We start from the raw sequence: 18267 nt of genomic DNA, 5'->3' as shown, positions 1-18267 counted from the left end.
TCTAGGCTGCCTTCTGTTCCAGGCTGCTTTGCCATTCGCCCTTGGAGGCAAGGCCGTTCATCCGCGCGCGATGGCTGAAGGCGCGCTGTCCGGCCGCGACGTTCTCAGGCCTCCCGGACCAGGCCTTCTGCGGCGCGGCCTGGAGCGCGCGGCCGTAGGAGAAGGTCAGGCCCCAGGGCAGCGGGCCGAGTTTGTGCATGGCATTGAGATGCGCGGTCGCCTCCTCGTCGGACTGGCCGCCGGAGAGGAAAGCGATGCCGGGCACCGCTGCGGGCACGCAGGCCTTGAGCAGCCGGATCGTCTTCTCCGCGACCTCTTCGACCGAGGCCTGCTTCGGACACTTCTTGCCTGAGATTGCCATGTTCGGCTTCAGCACCATGCCTTCGAGCGCAACGCGCTGCACGCGCAACTCCTGGAACGTCTTGTTGAGGACGCGTTGCGTCACCTCATAGCAGCGGTCGATGTCGTGGTCGCCGTCCATCAGCACTTCCGGCTCGACGATCGGCACGATCTGGGCGGCCTGGCACAGCGCGGCGTAGCGCGCCAGCGCGTGGGCGTTGACGCTGATCGCGGTCATCGAGGGAATGCCGTTGCCGATGTCGATCACCGCACGCCATTTGGCGAAACGCGCGCCGCGCTCGTAATATTTCTTCAGCCGCTCGGCGAGCCTGTCGAGCCCGACCGTGACTGTTTCACCCGGACACATCGGCAGGGCCTGCGTGCCCTCGTCGACCTTGATCCCTGGGATGGCGCCGCTCTGCTCGATCAGCCTGACCAGCGGCGTGCCGTCCTTGGCATCCTGCCAGATCGTCTCGTCATAGAGGATCACGCCGGAGATGTACTGGCTCATGGCGTCCTTGGCGCGAAACAGCATCTCGCGATAGTCGCGGCGGTTCTCTTCCGTCGATTCCACGCCGATGGCGTCGAAGCGCTTCTTGATGGTGCCGGAGGATTCGTCGGCGGCAAGGATGCCCTTGCCTGATACGACCATGGCGGTGGCGATCCTGTTGAGCTCAGTCAGATTCATCGAGAGGTCCTCCCAAATCGATTCTGCCCTTGCCCGCAAAAATAGACCGTTCTCGGGCAATTGCCGAGTTAACGTTCGTCGCAGGGTAAAGGGGGAGGCGGTTGTTTACCTCTTCCGCCCGCGGCAGGCAGAGCCTCGGGGCGCGGAAGCTTCCACACCGTCATGGCCGGGCTTGTCCCGGCCATCCACGCCTTGCCCCGCGGCACCAAGAACATGGATGCCCGGGACAAGCCCGGGCATGACGACCTTTCGCAAATGTTCGGGTGCGACGACCCCGCAGCAAGCGGCGAAAGGGCAGGGCGTACCGGCCACCGCGATCGCCACCTTGGCGATCGCTTACGCGACGCGGGGGTCGAGCTCGCCCTTGGCGTAGCGCTTGGCCATCTCGGCGGTGGTCAGCACCTTCTTGATCTTGGAGGCCTGGCCGGCGGTATTGAACTCCTGAAGCCGCTGCTTGCACAGCTTGGTCATCGCTTCCATCGCCGGCTTCAAATATTTGCGCGGATCGAACTCTTCCGGATTGTCCTTGAGAACCTTGCGGATCTGGCCGGTCATCGCCATGCGGTTGTCGGTGTCGATGTTGATCTTGCGCACGCCGTTCTTGATGCCGCGCTGGATCTCGGCGACAGGCACGCCCCAGGTCGGCTTCATCTTGCCGCCATAGGCGTTGATGATGTCCTGGAGATCCTGCGGCACCGACGAGGAGCCGTGCATGACGAGATGGGTGTTCGGCAGCTTGCGGTGGATCTCCTCGATCACGTTCATGGCGAGGATGTCGCCGTCGGGCTTGCGGGTAAATTTGTAGGCACCGTGCGACGTCCCCATCGCGATCGCGAGTGCGTCGACCTTGGTCTCCTGGACGAACTTCACGGCCTCGTCCGGATTGGTCAGGAGCTGGTCGTGGCTGAGCTTGCCCTCGGCGCCGTGGCCGTCTTCCTTGTCGCCCATGCCGGTTTCGAGCGAGCCGAGCACGCCGAGTTCACCCTCGACGGAAATGCCGCCGAGATGGGCCATGTCGGTCACGGTCTTGGTGACGCCGACATTGTAGCCCCAGTCGCCGGGGGTCTTGCCGTCGGCCTTGAGCGAGCCGTCCATCATGACCGAGGTGAAGCCGGCCTGGATCGCGGTCATGCAGGTCGCCGGCTCGTTGCCGTGGTCCAGATGCACGCACACCGGAATGTGCGGATAGATCTCGGTCACCGCGTCCATCATGTGCTTGAGCATGACGTCGTTGGCGTAGGAGCGGGCGCCGCGCGAGGCCTGGATGATCACGGGTGCGTCGACCTGGTTGGCCGCGTCCATGATCGCCAGCGCCTGCTCCATGTTGTTGATGTTGAAGGCCGGTACGCCGTAATCGTTCTCCGCCGCGTGGTCGAGCAGTTGACGTAACGTGATCCGAGCCATCTGTGTCTTTCTCCCGTTGGGGCCTGCAAGGCCGCTTGCTTACTTGATGCGCAGAACTTCAACGCCGGGCAGGGGCTTGCCTTCCATCCATTCAAGGAATGCGCCACCGGCGGTCGAGACATAGGTGAAGTCGCCGGCCACATGGGCCTGGTTGAGCGCCGCGACAGTGTCGCCGCCGCCCGCGATCGAGACCAGCTTCTTCGCCTTGGTGCGCTCGGCCGCATGCTTGGCGGCCGCGACCGTGCCGCGGTCGAACGGCTGCATCTCGAAGGCGCCCAGCGGTCCGTTCCAGACCAGGGTTGCCGCATCGTCGATCGCGGCGTGGACGCGCGCGACCGATTGCGGGCCGACGTCGAGGATCATGCCGTCGGCCGGGATCGCATCGAGCCCATAGGCATGCGACGGCGCGTTGGCCGCGAAATGATAGGCGACGGTCGCATCCACGGGGAGGATGATGGCGCAGTTGGCGGCGTCCGCTTTCTCCATGATGCGCAGCGCAGTCGGCGCGAGGTCCTTCTCGGCCAGCGACTTGCCGATCGCGACGCCCTGGGCGTGGAGGAAGGTGTTGGCCATGCCGCCACCGATCACGAGCGCGTCGACCTTGGTCACGAGATTTTCGAGCAGGTCGATCTTGGTCGAGACCTTGGCGCCGCCGATGATCGCGATCACCGGCTTGGTCGGGGACCCCAGCGCCTTCTCCAGCGCATCGAGCTCGGCCTGCATGGTGCGGCCGGCATAGGCCGGCAGCTTGTGGCCGAGGCCTTCGGTCGAGGCGTGGGCGCGGTGCGCCGCCGAGAACGCGTCATTGACCCAGATGTCGCCGAGCTTGGCGAGCTCCGCGACGAAGGCGGGATCGTTCTTCTCCTCTTCCTTGTGGAAGCGGGTGTTTTCGAGACAGAGGATGTCGCCGTCCTTCAAGCCGGCCACGGCCTTGGCCGCGGGCTCGCCGATGCAGTCGTCGGCGAAGGCGACCGGCTTCTTCACCACCTTCGACAGTGCCTCGGCGACGGGCTTGAGCGACTCCTTGGCATCGCGCCCCTTCGGCCGGCCGAAATGCGCGAGCAGGATGACCTTGCCGCCCTTGTCGGCGAGCTCGGTGATGGTCGGCGCCACGCGCTCGAGCCGCGTCGCGTCGGTGACGCGCCCGTTCTCCATGGGCACGTTGAGGTCGACGCGCAGCAGCACGCGCTTGCCGTTCACGTCGACGTCGTCGAGGGTGCGGAATTTGTTGGTCATGTTCGGCTCTCTTGTCCCGGGCGTTGCGCAGCGCGGAGCGGTGCGCTGCAGAACCGGGACCCACATGACGGCGAGTCCCGCGGTTGAATGGGTCCCGGTTCTGCGGAGCAGCGCTTAGGCGCTGCACCGCGCCCGGGACACGAGACCTTGCTCAGATCACCTTCGCCATCGCGACGGCGGTGTCCGCCATGCGGTTCGAGAAGCCCCACTCGTTGTCGTACCAGGACATCACGCGCACCAGCGTGCCGTTCTGCACCTTGGTCTGGTCCTCGTGGAAGGTCGAGGAGTGCGGATCGTGGTTGAAGTCGATCGAGACGTTCGGCGCACTGGTGTAGCCGAGGATGCCCTTGAGCTGCTGCTCGCTGGCGCGCTTCATCGCCGCGTTGATCTCCTTGGCGTCGGTGGCGCGCTTGGCGACGATCTTGAGGTCGACCACCGAGACGTTCGGGGTCGGCACGCGGATCGCGACGCCGTCGAGCTTGCCCTTCAGCTCGGGCAGCACGAGGCCGATCGCTTTCGCGGCGCCGGTCGAGGTCGGGATCATCGACATCGCAGCGGCGCGGCCGCGGTAGAGATCCTTGTGCAGCGTGTCCAGCGTCGGCTGGTCGCCGGTATAGGCGTGGATCGTGGTCATGAAGCCGGTCTCGATGCCGACGAGATCGTTCAGCACCTTGGCGACGGGCGCGAGGCAGTTCGTCGTGCAGGAGCCGTTGGAGACGACCAAGTGATCCTTGGTCAGGGTGTCGTGGTTGACGCCGTAGACGATGGTGGCATCGGCGCCGTCGGCCGGCGCGGACACCAGCACGCGCTTGGCGCCGGCGGTCAGATGCGCGGAGGCCTTGTCCTTCGAGGTGAAGATGCCGGTGCATTCCAGCGCGATGTCGACGCCGAGATCCTTCCACGGCAGCTTCGCGGGATCGCGCTCGGCGGTCACCTTGATCTTGCCGCCGCCGAGGTTGATCGAGTCGCCATCGACGGTGACGGTGCCGGGGAAGCGGCCATGGACGCTGTCGAAACGGAGCAGATGGGCGTTGGTCTCGACCGGGCCGAGATCGTTGATGCCCACGACCTCGATGTCCTTGCGGCCTGACTCGGCGATAGCCCGCAGGACGTTGCGGCCGATGCGGCCAAAACCGTTGATTCCGACGCGGACTGCCATGTTTCGTCTCCTTCAATGACCGTTGTCATCCCGCACAACGCGCTTTCGTGCGCCTGCGAGGGTTTTTTTAGGGGCGGGCGCCCGGTTCGGCCGGGCGGTGCTTGATCATATGGAAGACTAGGTAGTCCTTTTTTGGGGCAAGCTCAACTCTCAGGAAATGCGCTTCAGCACAGCGTTAATCGCGGCCTCGGCGGTAATCCCGAAGTGCTTGTAAAGCTCCTTGGCGGGACCGCTTTCGCCGAAGGAATGCATGCCGATGAATTCGCCGTCCTGGCCGATCACGGCGTCCCAGCCCCAGCGCACGGCGGCCTCGATCGCAATCTTGACCGGCGCATTGCCGATGATTGCGGCACGCTTGGCCTCTGGTTGCGCTAGCAACAGCTCGAGCGAGGGAACGGAGACAACGCGTGACGCGACGCCGCGTTCCGCCAGCTGCTTCTGGGCCGCGACCGCGATCTCGACCTCGGAGCCGGAGGCGAACAGCGTCGCCTTGGCTTCGCCCTGGGCCGCGACCAGCTCATAGGCGCCGGCCGCGCAGGGATTGTCGTTCGGTGCGGTGGTCCGCAGCTGCGGCAGGTTCTGCCGCGTCAGCGCCAGCACGGTCGGACCGTCGACGCGGTTGAGCGCGAGCTCCCAGCACTCTGCGACCTCGATCGAATCGCAGGGGCGGAACACGCGCATGTTGGGAATGGCGCGAAGCGCGGCGAGATGCTCGACCGGCTGATGCGTCGGCCCGTCTTCGCCGAGGCCGATGGAGTCGTGCGTCATCACATAGACGACGCCGGTGCCCATCAGCGCGGCGAGGCGCATCGCGGGGCGTGCGTAGTCGGTGAACACCAGGAAGGTCGCGCCGTTCGGCGCGAAGCCGCCGTGCAGGAAGATGCCGTTCATCGCGGCGCACATGCCGTGCTCGCGGATGCCGTAATGGATGAAGCGGCCCTTCGGCGTCTTGGCCGAGAACGCGGTCGCCGACTTGGCCTTGTTGTTGTTGGAGCCGGTGAGATCGGCGGAGCCTGCGAGGAATTCCATCGGCATCGCGGCGGCGATGACTTCGATCACGGCTTCGGAGGATTTGCGGGTCGCCGCCGTCATCGGCTTCTCCAGCAGCTCCTTTTTGTACGCGCGCACGGCCTTTGCCAGCGAGGCGGGACGCTCATGGCGCAGGCGGCGCTCGAACTCGGCGCGCTTGCGGCTGCCGAGCTCGCCGAGCCGTGCTTCCCATTCCTGGCGCACTGATGCGCCGCGGCTGCCGGCCGCGCGCCACGCCTTCAGCACGTCGTCGGGCACCGAGAACGGCTCGAGCGAGATGCCGAGATTTTCCTTGGCGGCCTTGAGCTCGTCGGCCCCTAGCGCCTCGCCATGCACCTTCGAGGTGCCTTGCTTGTGCGGCGCGCCGAAGCCGATGGTGGTGCGGCAGGCGATCAGCGTCGGCTTGTTGGATTTTTGCGCGCGGGTGATGGCGGCGGCGATGGCGGCCTGGTCGTGGCCGTCGATCTTCTCGGCGGCCCAGCCCGCCGACTTGAAGCGCTTCACCTGGTCGACGGAATCGGAGATCGAGGTCGGGCCGTCGATCGAGATGCCGTTGTCGTCGTAGAGCACGATCAGCTTGTTGAGCTTCCAGTGCCCGGCCATCGCGATCGCTTCCTGCGACACGCCCTCCATCAGGTCGCCGTCGGAGGCGAGCACATAGGTGTGGTGGTCGACGATCTTCTTGCCGAACTCGGCGGCCAGCATCTTCTCGGCCAGCGCCATGCCGACCGCGGTCGAGATGCCCTGGCCGAGCGGGCCGGTGGTGGTCTCGATGCCCTTGGTGCGGAAATTCTCGGGGTGCCCGGGGGTGAGCGAGTCGACCTGGCGGAACTGCTTGATCTGGTCCAGCGTCATCTCGGCATTGCCGGTCAGGTACAGCAGCGAATAGAGCAGCATCGAGCCGTGGCCGGCCGAGAGCACGAAGCGGTCGCGGTCCGGCCAGGCGGGCGCTGAGGCATCGAATTTCAGGAACTGGGTGAACAGCACCGTGGCGATGTCGGCGGCACCCATCGGCAGGCCGGGATGGCCCGATTTCGCCTTCTCGACAGCGTCCATCGAAAGGCCGCGGATCGCGTTGGCCATACGGGTGTGATCGACCTGCGTCATGTCTGAAATCCGTCTGAAATGAGGCGCTTGGCGATGGTTGCCCGCGCGGGGAGAAGCCTGGCGGCCACTGAAGGTTGGCGCTGGGATAGCACCTCGGTTCCGGGAGTCCAAGGCGGTCAAACGCCGGTTTGGCCGTAAAAGTTGCCGGTCGAGATCAGTTTTCCGCCGGGATCGCGCCGGAAGGAATCGATCGATCGCAACCGCGTCCCGATTGATCGGTGCATAGTTTTGCGGCGGCGTTGCGCTGGGCTAGCTTGCCACGTAAATTTCTGCTTCTAACCGCTTGCCGAACCGAGTCTTTTGCCGGACGGCAAGCTCCAGGGAAAGGCCACTGGGCAAAGGCCGCCAGGTTCCGCCGCTGACTGCATGAACGATCGCGTGTCCAATAGCTCCGCCATGACGGAATCATCCGCCGTCGAGATCGAGATTGCGACCCGCAGGCTCACGGCGGCGCTCGACGCACTCGAAAGCGCGGTCGAGCGGCGACGCGATGCCGACCGCGACGAGAACGAACTCGCGGCGCGGATCCAGGCGCTCGGCGCTGATCGCTCGCGACTCGCCGACGAGCTCGATGGCGCGCTGGTGAAGGCGCGCAAGCTCGAGCGCACCAATCGCGAGATTTCCGACCGGCTGGATTCCGCAATCGTCACGATACGCTCGGTGCTCGATACCGGAGAGGACGGATGAGCCACATCAACGTCACCATCAACGGCCGGCAATACCGCATGGCCTGCGAGGAGGGCCAGGAGGTGCGGCTGCTCAAGCTCGCCGAGAGCCTGGAGACACGCATCCAGTCGCTGCGCGGAAAATTCGGCGAGATCGGCGATGCGCGCCTCACCGTGATGGCCGCGCTCACCGTCTGCGACGAGTTGATCGACGCCGGCAACCGCATCCGCAACATGGAGCAGGAGCTAGTCGAGCTCCGGGACTTCCGCAACGCCGCCGTCGAGCGCGCCCGGATGACGCAGACCGCGGTGGTGAATGCGCTGAATGCCGCAGCCGAACGCATCGAGAAGTCGACCCAGGTCCTGAACCGCACGGTCGGAGGCGGGATCGCGATCGGGTAGCGATCCACGGATCGCAGCTGGTTTGCTCGATGTGTCCCCGCGCGTACCCTCCCCTGGAGGGGGAGGGTCGCTACGCATGCAGCGAAGCGAAATGCGTAGCGGGGTGGGGTGACGGTCTCTCCACCTTCCAACAGTGTCCGTGTGGAGAGATCACCCCACCCCGCTCGCGCTACGCGCGAGCGACCCTCCCCCTCCAGGGGAGGGTGGCACCGAGATGGCCGCGGAAGCGACACCCTCGCCGCACTGGCACTTCCTCACTATCGTTGTTACATTGCCCAAGCGAGGCTGCGACGTGCGTCAGGAGCCATATATCCCCGGGGCCTTATCGATCCTTTAGGGAACTGTCCCTGGCCGGGCCCGTGGGCCCGGACATATGGTGCCCACCTACTTTCGTAGGGAACTCCGGGATCGAGTGCTTCAACGGCGTTCGCGGCTTCGTACTGTTTTCTTCGTGTCTGTCGAATTGCGTCCCCGACACGCTTGCGGTTCAACTCAAGGTTCGGTGTCATGCCCCGCCTGGTGCGCAATTGCGCACGGGGGCGGGGCATCCAGTACGCCGCGGCGTCGAGGTTCTTGCACCACCGCCTCTGGAATACTGGATCACCCGCTTTCGCGGGTGATGACGTGGGGGACCAAAGCGCATGCCCAACTCCAAAGCCGAGCTCCGTGCCAAGGCCCTCGCCAGGCGCGACGCGCTGAGCGACAAGAAGCGCATGGCTGCGGCCGCAAAGCTCGCCAGGCGCGGGTTGCCGTTCGAGCTGCTGCCCGGCAGCATCGTCTCCGGCTATTCGCCGATCCGCAACGAGATCGATCCGATGCCGTTGATGCGGAAGCTCGCCGAGCAGGGCGCGAAGCTGGCGCTGCCTTGCGTCACCGCGCGTGGCCAGTCGCTCATCTTCCGCATCTTCCATCCGAACGACCGCCTGATGCTCGGCCCGCTCGGCATTCCCGAGCCGTCGCCGGCCGCAAGCGAAGTGATCCCGGACATCATGCTGACACCGCTTGCGGCCTTCGACCGTCTCGGCCATCGCATCGGCTATGGCGCGGGGCATTACGATTTCACCTTCGCGCATTTGCGCAAGACCAAGCACATCATCGGCATCGGGCTTGCCTTTGCGGCGCAGGAGATCGAGGCGGTTCCGGCACTATCCCACGACGTCGCGCTGGATTATGTGCTAACGGAATCGGACGTGTTCGATTTCCGGAGTTCTGAAGTTGCGCATTCTGTTCGTGGGTGATGTCGTCGGCCGTAGCGGGCGCGAGGCCATCGCCGAATATCTGCCCGGCATGGTCAAGGACTGGTCGCTCGATTTCGTCGTCGTCAACGGCGAGAATTCCGCCGGCGGCTTCGGCATCACGGAAGCGATCTACCAGGAGTTTCTCGAGGCCGGCGCCGATGCGGTGACGCTCGGCAATCACTCCTGGGACCAGCGCGAGGCGCTGGTGTTCATCGAGCGCGCCGATCGCCTGGTGCGTCCGGCGAACTATCCGCGCGGCACGCCCGGCCGCGGTGCGGCGCTGGTCGAGACCAAGAACGGCAAGCATGCCCTCGTCGTCAACGCTTTGGGCCGCGTCTTCATGACCCCGTTCGACGATCCCTTCGCGGCGCTCGAGCGCGAGCTCGGTGCGTGCCCGCTCGGCGTTGCCGCCGACGCCATCGTCGTCGATTTCCATTGCGAGGCGAGCAGCGAGAAGCAGGGCATCGGCTTCTTCTGCGACGGCCGCGCCAGCCTCGTCGTCGGCACGCACACCCATGTGCCGACCGCCGACCACCAGATCCTCGCAGGCGGCACCGCCTACATGACCGACGCCGGCATGACCGGCGATTACGACTCCATCATCGGCATGCAGAAGGAAGAACCGCTGCGCCGGTTCACCACGGGGATTCCGTCGGGCCGCTTCGAGCCGGCCGCAGGCGCGGCAACGCTCAGCGGCGTCGCGGTGGAGACGGATGACGCGACGGGACTCGCGCTGAAGATTGCGCCGGTGCGCGTGGGTGGAAGGCTGGAGCCGGCCACGCCAAGATTCTGGTTGAGCTGAACGGCAGCGCGGCAAACATCGCTGCCACCCTCCCTGGAGGGGGAGGGTCGATCGCGCGTAGCGCGAGCGGGGTGGGGTGATGTCTCCCCACGGGCAGTGTTCAATGCGGAGAGACCGTCACCCCACCCCGTCTCACATCTTCGCTGCGCTCAATGTGAGCCGACCCTCCCCCTCCAGGGGAGGGTAAGAGAAGCGCTACTCCGCCGTCTGCCCCCGCAACTCCGCCACGTCCTTCGCAGTCAGCTTCGAGCCCTTCGCCCCAAACCGCGCCGTGACATAGTTCGCCACCGCCGCGATCTCGTCGTCGGTATAGGCATGGCCGAACGCCGGCATCGACAGCGCACCGTCAGGCGTGTGGCGCTTGGTGCCCGAGAGCACGATCTGCGCGACGTTGGTGGCGGCGGGGTCGTTGACGGCCCAGGTGCCGGTCAGCGTCGCCATCGGCGAGACCGGGCTCTCACCGCTCCAGCCGTGACAGCTGGCGCAGGCGCTGGCGAACACCTGCTTGCCGCGGGCATCCGCCGTGACGCCGTCGCGGTGCGAGGCGGGAGCGACCGGCGCCGTAGTGGCGGGCAGGTTGGGCGAGGGCTGCGGCGGCACGCTGCGCAGGTAAGCAACGATGCTGCTGATGTCTTCGGGGGCGAGCTTGCTCAAGCTGTTGTCGACCGCTTCACCCATCGGACCCGAGGCCGAGCCATGACCCGGCGCATGGCCGAGCGACAGGTACGAGATCAGATCCTGGTCGCTCCAGTTGCCGAGACCTGTCGCCTTGTCGGAGGAGATGTTGAAAGCGCGCCACCCCGCCGTGATGGCGCCGGCGAACTTCCTGCGGTTGTCCAGCGCGAAGCCGAGATTGCGCGGGGTGTGGCACTCGCCGCAATGCGCCAGCGCCTCGGCGAGATACGCGCCTCTGTTCCACTCCGGGCTCTTCGAGGTGTCAGGCGCAAAGCGCGTGTCCGGATTGAACACGGCCGACCAGAACGTCATCGCCCAGCGCTGGTTGAACGGGAACGACAGCGTGTTGTCCGGTGCCTTGGCGCGCACCGCCGGCAGGCTGAACAGATAGGCCTTCACCGCCAGAACGTCCTCGTCCGTCATGAACGTGTAGGACGTGTAGGGCATCGCCGGATACAGCCGCGCGCCGTCCCGGCGCTTGCCGTGCTGGACCGCGTTCAAAAAGTCCTGGTCGCTGTAATTGCCGATGCCGGTGTCCTTGTCCGGCGTGATGTTGGTGGAATAGAGCGTGCCGAACGGCAGCTTGAAGGCGAGCCCGCCGGAATATTCCTTCTCGCCGGGCTTGGTGTGGCAGACCATGCAGTCGGCGGCCTTGGTGAGATATTCGCCGCGCTCGACGATGCCGGCCTTCTCGAGCTTCGCCGGCACGCCGGTCGGCTTGCCCGCGCGGTAGTCCGCCAGCGCCACTTTCGTGCCGCCCGCGAAGTCGAGCGGGCCGGGCCCGCGGATGATGAAGACGCCGAGCGCCGCCGCGACGATGGCGATGACGACGATACCTGCGAAGATACGCATCTTGCCGCTCATGCCTTCTTCCCCGCAGCCAGCAGTTTCCGATCGATCGGCAGGCGCCGCAGCGCCACGCCGGTTGCGGCGTAAATCGCGTTGCGCAGCGCCGGCGGCCCGGCCGTCGTGCCGGTCTCGCCGATCCCGCCGGGCGCCTCGCCGCTCTTGACGACGTGAACCTCGATCTTGGGCGCCTGGTTGATCCGCAGCATCCGGTAGTCGTTGAAGTTGGACTGCTGGACCCGTCCGTTCTCGATGGTGATCTCGCCGTAGAGCGCAGCGGTCAGACCGAAGATCAATCCGCCCTCGACCTGAGCCACGATCGTGTCAGGGTTGACGGCGATGCCGGTGTCGACCACCGAAGTCGCGCGCCGCAGATTGACCTCGCCTTGCTCGTCAACCTCCGCTTCCACGACCGTTGCGATGAAGCTCCCGAAGGACGGCTGCAGGCACACGCCGCGCCCGACGCGCGGCGGCAAGGGTTGACCCCAATTGGCTTTCTCCGCGGCGAGGTTGAGGACCGACAGGAAGCGCGGCTGATTGGCCAGCATGCCACGGCGAAACTCGACCGGGTCCTTGCCCGCCTTGCGCGCCAGTTCGTCGATGAAGCATTCGACCGCGAACACGTTGTTGTTCGGACCGACCCCGCGCCAGAACCCGGTCGGGATCGCCGGCGGTTCGGCCCTGACATATTCGACGTGGAAGTTCGGGATGTCGTAGGGCACGTCGGTAGCGCTATCGATTGCGTCGATGTCGATGCCCTTCTGGAAGGCCGGCGGCAGCCAGCGTGCCAGGATCGCCGCACCCGCGATCTTGTATTTCCAGCCGACGATTTTGCCGCCGGACAGGCTCGCTGCGATCGTGTCGCGATAAACGGGTCGGTAGACATCGTGCTGGATGTCTTCCTCGCGGGTCCACACGACTTTCACCGGCCCGTCGACCTCCTTGGCGATGCGAACGGCGGCGACCACCATGTCGGGCTCAAGCTTGCGGCCGAAACCACCGCCCAGCAGGTGCTGGTTGACGGTCACCTTTTCGACCGGAAGCCCAGCCGCCTTCGCTGCTTCCGATTGCACGCGCGCCATGATCTGCGTTCCGGTCCAGATCTCGCAGGAATCGGGCTTGCAGTGCACCGTGGCGTTCAGCGGCTCCATGGTGGCGTGGGCGAGGAACGGCAATTCGAACGACGCTTCGAACCTCTCGCCGGCGGCGAGGCCCTTGCCGATGTCGCCGGTCGATTTGGCGACGACGCCATCCTTTTGGCTGGCGGCGCGCAAATCGTCCCAGATCGCCTTCGAATTGATCGTCGCGTTCGGTCCCTCGTTCCACTCGATCACAAGCGCATCGAGGCCTTTCTTCGCAGCCCACATGTGATCGCCAATGACGGCGACGAGATCGTCGAGCACGACGATCTGCCGCACACCCGGAATCTTCCTGGCGGCGCGGTCATCGACCTTGCCGACCTTGCCGCCGAACACCGGGCACTGCGCCAACGTCGCGAACTTCATATTCGGAACGATGGCGTCGATACCGTAAACGGCCTTGCCATTGACCTTGTCGGGGGTGTCGAGCCGCTTGAAGGGCTGGCCGATATAGACGAAATCCTTGGGGTCCTTGAGTACAGGGGTTTTGGGCGGCGTCTGACCTGCTGCTGCGGCGGCCAGCGCACCATAGGAGACGGTCCGACCGCTCGCCTTGTGGGTCACCTCCCCCTTCGATGTCGTGCAACTGGCTGGGTCGACATCCCATTGCGCAGCCGCGGCCTGCACGAGCATGGCGCGTGCGCCGGCACCGGCTTCGCGCAACGGCTTCCAGAATGCGCGGACCGACGTGGAGCCTCCGGTGGCCTGGATGACGAAGATCGGATTGCCGTAGAGCTTCTCGTTGGCCGGCGCGTGCAGCAACTGGACCTTTGACCAGTCTGCGTCGAGCTCCTCGGCCAGGATCATCGAGATCGCCGTGTAGATTCCCTGCCCCATCTCGACTTGCGGCATCACCAGCGTGGTCACGCCGTCCGTGTCGATCCGGATGAACGCGTTGGGCGCGAACTTGCCGTCGGTCGTATCGCGCGGCTGCACCGGCTCGTTGACGGCGGCGCGCAGCGGCAGGTGGAAGGCGAGCAGGAACCCGGTGGCGAGACCGCCGGTCAGAGCTGCGCGGCGGGAGATGCTGTGATGTGCGTTCATGGCGAACCTCAGGACTGGCGGCCGTTGGCGGCCTGCTTGATGGCCTCGCGGATGCGCACATAGGTGCCGCAGCGGCAGATGTTGCCGGCCATCGCGGCGTCGATGTCGGAATCGTCGGGATTTGGCGTGGTCGCCAGCAGCGCCGCAGCCGCCATGATCTGGCCGGACTGGCAGTAGCCGCACTGGATGACTTCGGCCTCGAGCCAGGCCTTCTGCACCTTCGCGCCCGCAGGCGTGCTGCCGACGGCTTCGATCGTGGTCACAGTGCGATTCTCGACCGCGCTCACCGGCAGCACGCAGGAGCGCACCGCCTTGCCGTCGACATGCACCGTGCAGGCGCCGCATTGCGCGATGCCGCAGCCGAACTTTGTGCCGGTCATGCCGAGGATGTCGCGCAGCACCCACAGCAGCGGCATGTCAGGTGGCGCGTCGAAGGATTTCGTTTCGCCATTGATGGTGAGAACAGTTGCCATATGCATTCCCTTGCTCGGCGATCGCGTGCCGCGATCCCGTCGACGAATTTTGCGCGACCATAATCATATCGATGCGAAACGATGAAGCGTCGAAATTTCCGGCAATGCATATTTGCGCGGACGAGGCGTGAGGCCATGACATTCACGAATTTGTGCGGCGATCGCTGCCAAGGTTTTGGGCCAATTGATATGATAATCGTCATGTTTTGACCCATTTTCATCGCGCGCGACATCGGCCGCCGCAGATGATCGTGCAAATCCGCAAAATCATGCGAAGACGAAACTCGTGCGATTGGGAAAGTCGGGGACGGCAGCACGTCCGACGGGATCAATCGCGACGGCTTGTTGTTGTGCCCTCTCCCCTTGTGGGAGAGGGCCGCGACGTCGGTAGACACGGGCACGTTGGGGTGAGGGGTCTCTATCCACGTATGACCCTCTCTCATTCTCGAGCAGTTCTACCCGCGGAGACAGACCCCTCATCCGGCGCTACGCGCCACCTTCTCCCACAAGGGGAGAAGGAGGGGGGATTTCGGAATAATAGCATCATACGCCTGTTTTGCCCGACGAGTCAAAGCGCGCCGAGGCCCGCCGGCGCAAGCCATTGATTCCGCGCGCCCCGGCTACTGTGCATGGGGTTGTTTTCGAGCTTTTTATTTTGGCGAGGCCGGAGCGCGGTCGCGAGAACCGTCAGCCCTGCCGAAAACCCATCCGGAACGCGCCCCAGTGCCTGCCGCGAATCATGATCGGCGAGGACAGGTCCTTCATCAGCACGAACTGCCCGCCGCCCATGTCGCGGCGATAGGTCTGCAGCAGGAACGGCTTCGTGTTGCTTGCGACCTTCTTCACCGTGCGGTCGGTGAACAGGCGGCGGTTGCGGCAATTGGCGTTGTTCCAGACCGGGTCCTTGCCTTGCGGCAGTCGGTAGTTCGGATTGTGCGTCGGCAGATAGCCGCCCCTCGCCCAGGCGACGCAGAACACGATGCGGGGATCGGATTTCTGGATCGGGTCCTGGATCGCGGGCAGCACGCGGTCGGTGAACGCGACGTAGTCGGTGAGGTACTGCTTCGGATCGGTGCCTGATATCTCGCGGTAGGTCTCGTCCATGAGCTGGTCGAGCGTGATCTCGCCGCGGTCGATCGCGGCCTCGAACTCGGCCGAAATCCGCTTCGCGGTGTCGACGACGACACGGATCAGCGGCGCATCCGACGTCTCCACGCCGCTGTCGGCGATCAGCGCGATCAGGCCTTCGGAGGCGTCGAGCAGCTTCGCCACCCGCTCGTCGGCGTTCTTGAGGTCGCGCGAGGAGAGGTCGACGCCCTTGGCGAGCTCGTTGAGCTCGCTGATGACGGTGTCGCAATGTCCGAGATTGGAGGTCGCCGCGCGCGTGACGCTGCCGATCTCCGCCTCCACGGAGGCGAAGCCCTGCTGCACCCGTGAGATGATGCCGGAGATCGCTTGCGCGCCTTCGCCGGCGGTCTTGGCGCGCTGCGAAGCGTCGCTGCTCTCGCCGATCAGGCCTTCGATCTGGCCGTCGAGATCGCGCACGGTGTCGGAGATCTCATGCGTGGCCTGGCGAGTGGCTTCCGCGAGGTTCTTGACCTCGCTCGCGACCACCGCGAAGCCGCGGCCGGCGTTGCCGGCGCGCGCCGCTTCGATGGTTGCGTTCAGCGCCAGCAGATTGGTCTGCTTCGCGATCGCCTCGATCGAGCCGGAGACCTTCGCCACCTGCGCCAGTGCCGAGCCGACGGCGCTCAGGCGCGCCTCGATCCGCTCCACGGCTGCGACCAGCTCGGAGATATGGCTGACCGCGGTGTCGACGGCGCTGCGCGATTGCGCGATCTCGCCGACTGCCGCGGACGTCGTCGTTTGCACGGCCTGCGATGCGTTGGCGATGTCGTGGTTGGCCGAGACCATCGTCTCGGCCGTCCTCTGCAGGTGGTGGAAGCGTTCCGACTGGCTCGCGACGCGGTTTGCGACGTCCTGGACGTTGCCGGCGATGTCGGCGAGCTCCACGCCGAGGCCGCCGATGCGGTCGGCGAGCTGGTCGATCAGCCGCTCGGCGAGCGTCCGGTTCGATCCGGTGTCCAATACTGCAAGTTGTGCGGCGGACATGTCTTGGGCTTCCTCCAGTCAGAGCCGTTCGCCGGCCCTCCGCGGTATTCCCATTCCAATTTGCGACTTAGAGGATGATTCGCCGCCGGCGTCTTGCCTGAGCGTGCACTACAGTTTGTAGGCGGTGCGGAATCCGCCCCAGTGACGGCCCTGCACGCGGATCGGGACGTCGATCTCGCGCATCATCACCGTGTTGCCGTTGCCCATGTCCCGCGCATAGCTCTGGACCAGGTACGAGCGCAGGTTGCGCGCGGCAGCGAGCCCCGCCGGATCGTTGAACATCCGCCGGTTGCGGCTGTTGGCCGTGTTCCAGGCGACGTCGCCCGGTCGCTGCGGATGCGAATAGATCTTGTTGTGCACCGGCAGGAAGCCGTTGCGGTCGACCATGGCGCAGAATGCCATCCGCGGTTCCCTCGCCAGGAAGGCTTCCTGGAACGGCGGCAGGGCGCGGTCGGCCCAGTCGAGATATCTCGTGCGGAATTGCTGCGGATTGGTCCCTGCAATTTCCACGTAGTCCGTGTCGAACAGGTCCTCCATCCTGACCTCGCCGCGCGCAACCGCCTGCTCGAATATCTTCGTCAGCGCATTGCCGGCCTCCATGGCACGGGTGACCAGCTCCGTGTTCTCCTCATGGATCGACCAGAGCTTGTCCTCGACCTTGTCGCTGAGCGCGGCGCTTGCACCAACGAATTGCGCGCGGGCGCCGGCCTTGGACTGCTCGACCACGCGCAGGCGGCAGGCGCCGATGTCTTCGAGTGTGCCTTCGATCATCGCTTGCGGTGCGAGCCTGCCTGCATCCGGGCCGCCGATCAGAACGCCGTCCATCGCGATTTCATAGACCGGCATCACCCCGCGCGGGGTCTCGAACCTGAGATGGCAGGGCAGCCGCTCGGTCTTGCGGCGGTCGGCGTGCTCGCTCTGGCCGAGCAGCACGGCGCAGCGCGATTTCAGCTTTTGAGCAAAAGTGGTGACGGCCTTGCCGGCGCTGGCGACGCTCTTGCCATGGGTCTCCGCCGCCTTGGTCGCGGCATCGATCTCGGCCGCGCTATCGCCGACCGAGATGATGAACTCCGAAGCGCTGGCGGCATTTCCGGAAACTTCACTGGTCGTGGCGTTCTGCTCGGCGACCGCGCCGTTGACGGTGTCGAAGACAGGGCGGATCGCCTCGATCGCCTGCGAAATGCGGTGCACGGCATCGGCAGAGCCGGCGGCGTCGCGCTGGAGCGCGTCGATCTTCCTTGTGATCTCTTCCGTCGCCCCTTGCGTCTGCACCGCCAGCGCCTTGACCTCGGTCGCGACGACCGCAAAGCCTCTGCCCGCATCGCCGGCGCGTGCGGCCTCGATGGTGGAGTTGAGCGCGAGCAGCGTCGTCTGCCGCGCGATCTGTGCGATCAGATTGACGACATTGCCGATGGCCGCGGAGGATTCGCGCAGGCGCTCGACATTGGCGCGGGCTTCCTGCGCCGCGGCGCTGGCCTCGTCGGCGAGCTTGCCGGCATTGCGGACCTGCGCGCCGATTCCTTGCGCGGACTGGGTGAACTTGTCGGCGGCATGGGCGAAGGTGGAGGCGGTCGACTGCGCCGCGTTGGTCCGGCCGGTCAGGGCATCGGTGCGGTCGCGAATGGCGGCAAGCGTCGCGGCGGTCGCCTCGGCGCCTCCGGCCACGGAATTGGCGGCGCGCTCGAGCTGGCGGATCATCGCGCCGAGCTCGAGTTCCAGCAGTTCCAGGATTTCCCGGGCCGAATCACTTTCGGCGGCCGGGGCGTGCGCGGAATCGGCCGCCGGCTGCGGAGCCTCCAGGGCTTTCGCAGGCGCAGTCTGGTCCGGCAGACGCTTCCGAAATAATCCGAACGCCATCGGGCCTCTCTTGTCGGAGAACGGTCGGGCGCTATTTTCGCAACCCGGAATG

The 18267-nt window shown here is 65.6% G+C and carries 14 protein-coding genes and 1 other RNA gene; 5 read left to right on the top strand and 10 right to left on the bottom strand.

The window, feature by feature from the left end; translation table 11 throughout:
- Position 1: 1 nt before the first annotated feature.
- The 5 genes from XH96_RS35160 to tkt all read right to left on the bottom strand — a co-directional run bounded on the left by XH96_RS35160 (position 2) and on the right by tkt (position 6962).
- Positions 2-1027 carry a class I fructose-bisphosphate aldolase gene (locus tag XH96_RS35160; RefSeq protein WP_194389899.1) on the bottom strand — a complete coding sequence of 342 codons (1026 nt, stop codon included), beginning with the start codon at positions 1025-1027 and terminating at the stop codon, positions 2-4.
- Positions 1028-1363: 336 nt separating this feature from the next.
- Positions 1364-2431, bottom strand: coding sequence for a class II fructose-bisphosphate aldolase (gene fba / locus XH96_RS35155; RefSeq protein ID WP_035998315.1), 1068 nt, complete (start codon positions 2429-2431; stop codon positions 1364-1366).
- Positions 2432-2470: 39 nt separating this feature from the next.
- Complete coding sequence (gene pgk / locus XH96_RS35150; RefSeq protein ID WP_194389898.1) at positions 2471-3667, bottom strand: phosphoglycerate kinase; 1197 nt, start codon at positions 3665-3667, stop codon at positions 2471-2473.
- 151 nt (positions 3668-3818) lie between these two features.
- Positions 3819-4826, bottom strand: a complete 1008-nt coding sequence (gap, locus tag XH96_RS35145) for a type I glyceraldehyde-3-phosphate dehydrogenase (RefSeq protein WP_061880918.1) — start codon at positions 4824-4826, stop codon at positions 3819-3821.
- A gap of 150 nt (positions 4827-4976) precedes the next feature.
- Positions 4977-6962: a transketolase gene (gene tkt / locus XH96_RS35140; protein WP_194389897.1), complete on the bottom strand. Its 1986-nt coding sequence runs from the start codon at positions 6960-6962 to the stop codon at positions 4977-4979.
- A 366-nt stretch (positions 6963-7328) separates the two neighbouring features.
- Here tkt and XH96_RS35135 point away from each other — a divergent pair, with 366 nt between their 5' ends.
- From XH96_RS35135 to XH96_RS35115, 5 genes are all read left to right on the top strand, one after another.
- Positions 7329-7649: a DUF4164 domain-containing protein gene (locus XH96_RS35135; RefSeq protein ID WP_014439722.1), complete on the top strand. Its 321-nt coding sequence runs from the start codon at positions 7329-7331 to the stop codon at positions 7647-7649.
- The gene (locus XH96_RS35130; RefSeq protein WP_194389896.1) at positions 7646-8029 is read left to right on the top strand and encodes a cell division protein ZapA; all 384 of its coding nucleotides are present in this window, start codon (positions 7646-7648) and stop codon (positions 8027-8029) included. Before XH96_RS35135 ends, XH96_RS35130 begins: the two co-directional genes overlap by 4 nt.
- Before the next feature lie 279 nt (positions 8030-8308).
- Positions 8309-8469: non-coding RNA, 6S RNA (ssrS, locus tag XH96_RS35125), on the top strand.
- Between the two features lie 201 nt (positions 8470-8670).
- Positions 8671-9267 (top strand): 5-formyltetrahydrofolate cyclo-ligase, encoded by a 597-nt coding sequence (locus tag XH96_RS35120; RefSeq protein WP_194389895.1) that lies wholly within the window; start codon positions 8671-8673, stop codon positions 9265-9267.
- Positions 9245-10069 carry a TIGR00282 family metallophosphoesterase gene (locus XH96_RS35115; protein ID WP_194389894.1) on the top strand — a complete coding sequence of 275 codons (825 nt, stop codon included), beginning with the start codon at positions 9245-9247 and terminating at the stop codon, positions 10067-10069. Before XH96_RS35120 ends, XH96_RS35115 begins: the two co-directional genes overlap by 23 nt.
- A gap of 195 nt (positions 10070-10264) precedes the next feature.
- On the opposite strand, the gene XH96_RS35110 is transcribed toward XH96_RS35115, so the two are convergent.
- The 5 genes from XH96_RS35110 to XH96_RS35090 form a co-directional block, all read right to left on the bottom strand.
- The gene (locus XH96_RS35110) at positions 10265-11608 is read right to left on the bottom strand and encodes a cytochrome c (protein WP_194389893.1); all 1344 of its coding nucleotides are present in this window, start codon (positions 11606-11608) and stop codon (positions 10265-10267) included.
- Positions 11605-13773, bottom strand: coding sequence for a xanthine dehydrogenase family protein molybdopterin-binding subunit (locus XH96_RS35105; RefSeq protein ID WP_194389892.1), 2169 nt, complete (start codon positions 13771-13773; stop codon positions 11605-11607). The genes XH96_RS35110 and XH96_RS35105 overlap by 4 nt, the downstream gene beginning before the upstream one ends.
- A gap of 8 nt (positions 13774-13781) precedes the next feature.
- Positions 13782-14246: a (2Fe-2S)-binding protein gene (locus XH96_RS35100; protein ID WP_194389891.1), complete on the bottom strand. Its 465-nt coding sequence runs from the start codon at positions 14244-14246 to the stop codon at positions 13782-13784.
- Between the two features lie 687 nt (positions 14247-14933).
- Entirely contained in the window at positions 14934-16358 is a 1425-nt protein-coding gene (locus tag XH96_RS35095; protein ID WP_194389890.1) for a methyl-accepting chemotaxis protein, read from the bottom strand.
- A gap of 108 nt (positions 16359-16466) precedes the next feature.
- Positions 16467-18215, bottom strand: coding sequence for a methyl-accepting chemotaxis protein (locus XH96_RS35090; RefSeq protein WP_194389889.1), 1749 nt, complete (start codon positions 18213-18215; stop codon positions 16467-16469).
- Positions 18216-18267 lie beyond the last annotated feature (52 nt).

This window comes from Bradyrhizobium sp. CCBAU 51765 (assembly GCF_015291725.1).
GTDB lineage: Bacteria > Pseudomonadota > Alphaproteobacteria > Rhizobiales > Xanthobacteraceae > Bradyrhizobium > Bradyrhizobium liaoningense.
Note: the sequence above shows the minus strand (reverse complement) of the source record. Positions and strands in the feature narration are given on the sequence as shown.

What these genes read in the sequence shown, in the direction of transcription:
- XH96_RS35105 (WP_194389892.1), bottom strand. Translation starts at nt 13,773, where the DNA reads ATGAACGCACATCACAGCATCTCCCGCCGCGCAGCTCTGACCGGCGGT.
- fba (WP_035998315.1), bottom strand. Translation starts at nt 2,431, where the DNA reads ATGGCTCGGATCACGTTACGTCAACTGCTCGACCACGCGGCGGAGAAC.
- XH96_RS35120 (WP_194389895.1), top strand. Translation starts at nt 8,671, where the DNA reads ATGCCCAACTCCAAAGCCGAGCTCCGTGCCAAGGCCCTCGCCAGGCGC.
- XH96_RS35100 (WP_194389891.1), bottom strand. Translation starts at nt 14,246, where the DNA reads ATGGCAACTGTTCTCACCATCAATGGCGAAACGAAATCCTTCGACGCG.
- XH96_RS35160 (WP_194389899.1), bottom strand. Translation starts at nt 1,027, where the DNA reads ATGAATCTGACTGAGCTCAACAGGATCGCCACCGCCATGGTCGTATCA.
- XH96_RS35090 (WP_194389889.1), bottom strand. Translation starts at nt 18,215, where the DNA reads ATGGCGTTCGGATTATTTCGGAAGCGTCTGCCGGACCAGACTGCGCCT.
- pgk (WP_194389898.1), bottom strand. Translation starts at nt 3,667, where the DNA reads ATGACCAACAAATTCCGCACCCTCGACGACGTCGACGTGAACGGCAAG.
- XH96_RS35095 (WP_194389890.1), bottom strand. Translation starts at nt 16,358, where the DNA reads ATGTCCGCCGCACAACTTGCAGTATTGGACACCGGATCGAACCGGACG.
- XH96_RS35135 (WP_014439722.1), top strand. Translation starts at nt 7,329, where the DNA reads ATGAACGATCGCGTGTCCAATAGCTCCGCCATGACGGAATCATCCGCC.
- XH96_RS35130 (WP_194389896.1), top strand. Translation starts at nt 7,646, where the DNA reads ATGAGCCACATCAACGTCACCATCAACGGCCGGCAATACCGCATGGCC.
- tkt (WP_194389897.1), bottom strand. Translation starts at nt 6,962, where the DNA reads ATGACGCAGGTCGATCACACCCGTATGGCCAACGCGATCCGCGGCCTT.
- gap (WP_061880918.1), bottom strand. Translation starts at nt 4,826, where the DNA reads ATGGCAGTCCGCGTCGGAATCAACGGTTTTGGCCGCATCGGCCGCAAC.
- XH96_RS35110 (WP_194389893.1), bottom strand. Translation starts at nt 11,608, where the DNA reads ATGAGCGGCAAGATGCGTATCTTCGCAGGTATCGTCGTCATCGCCATC.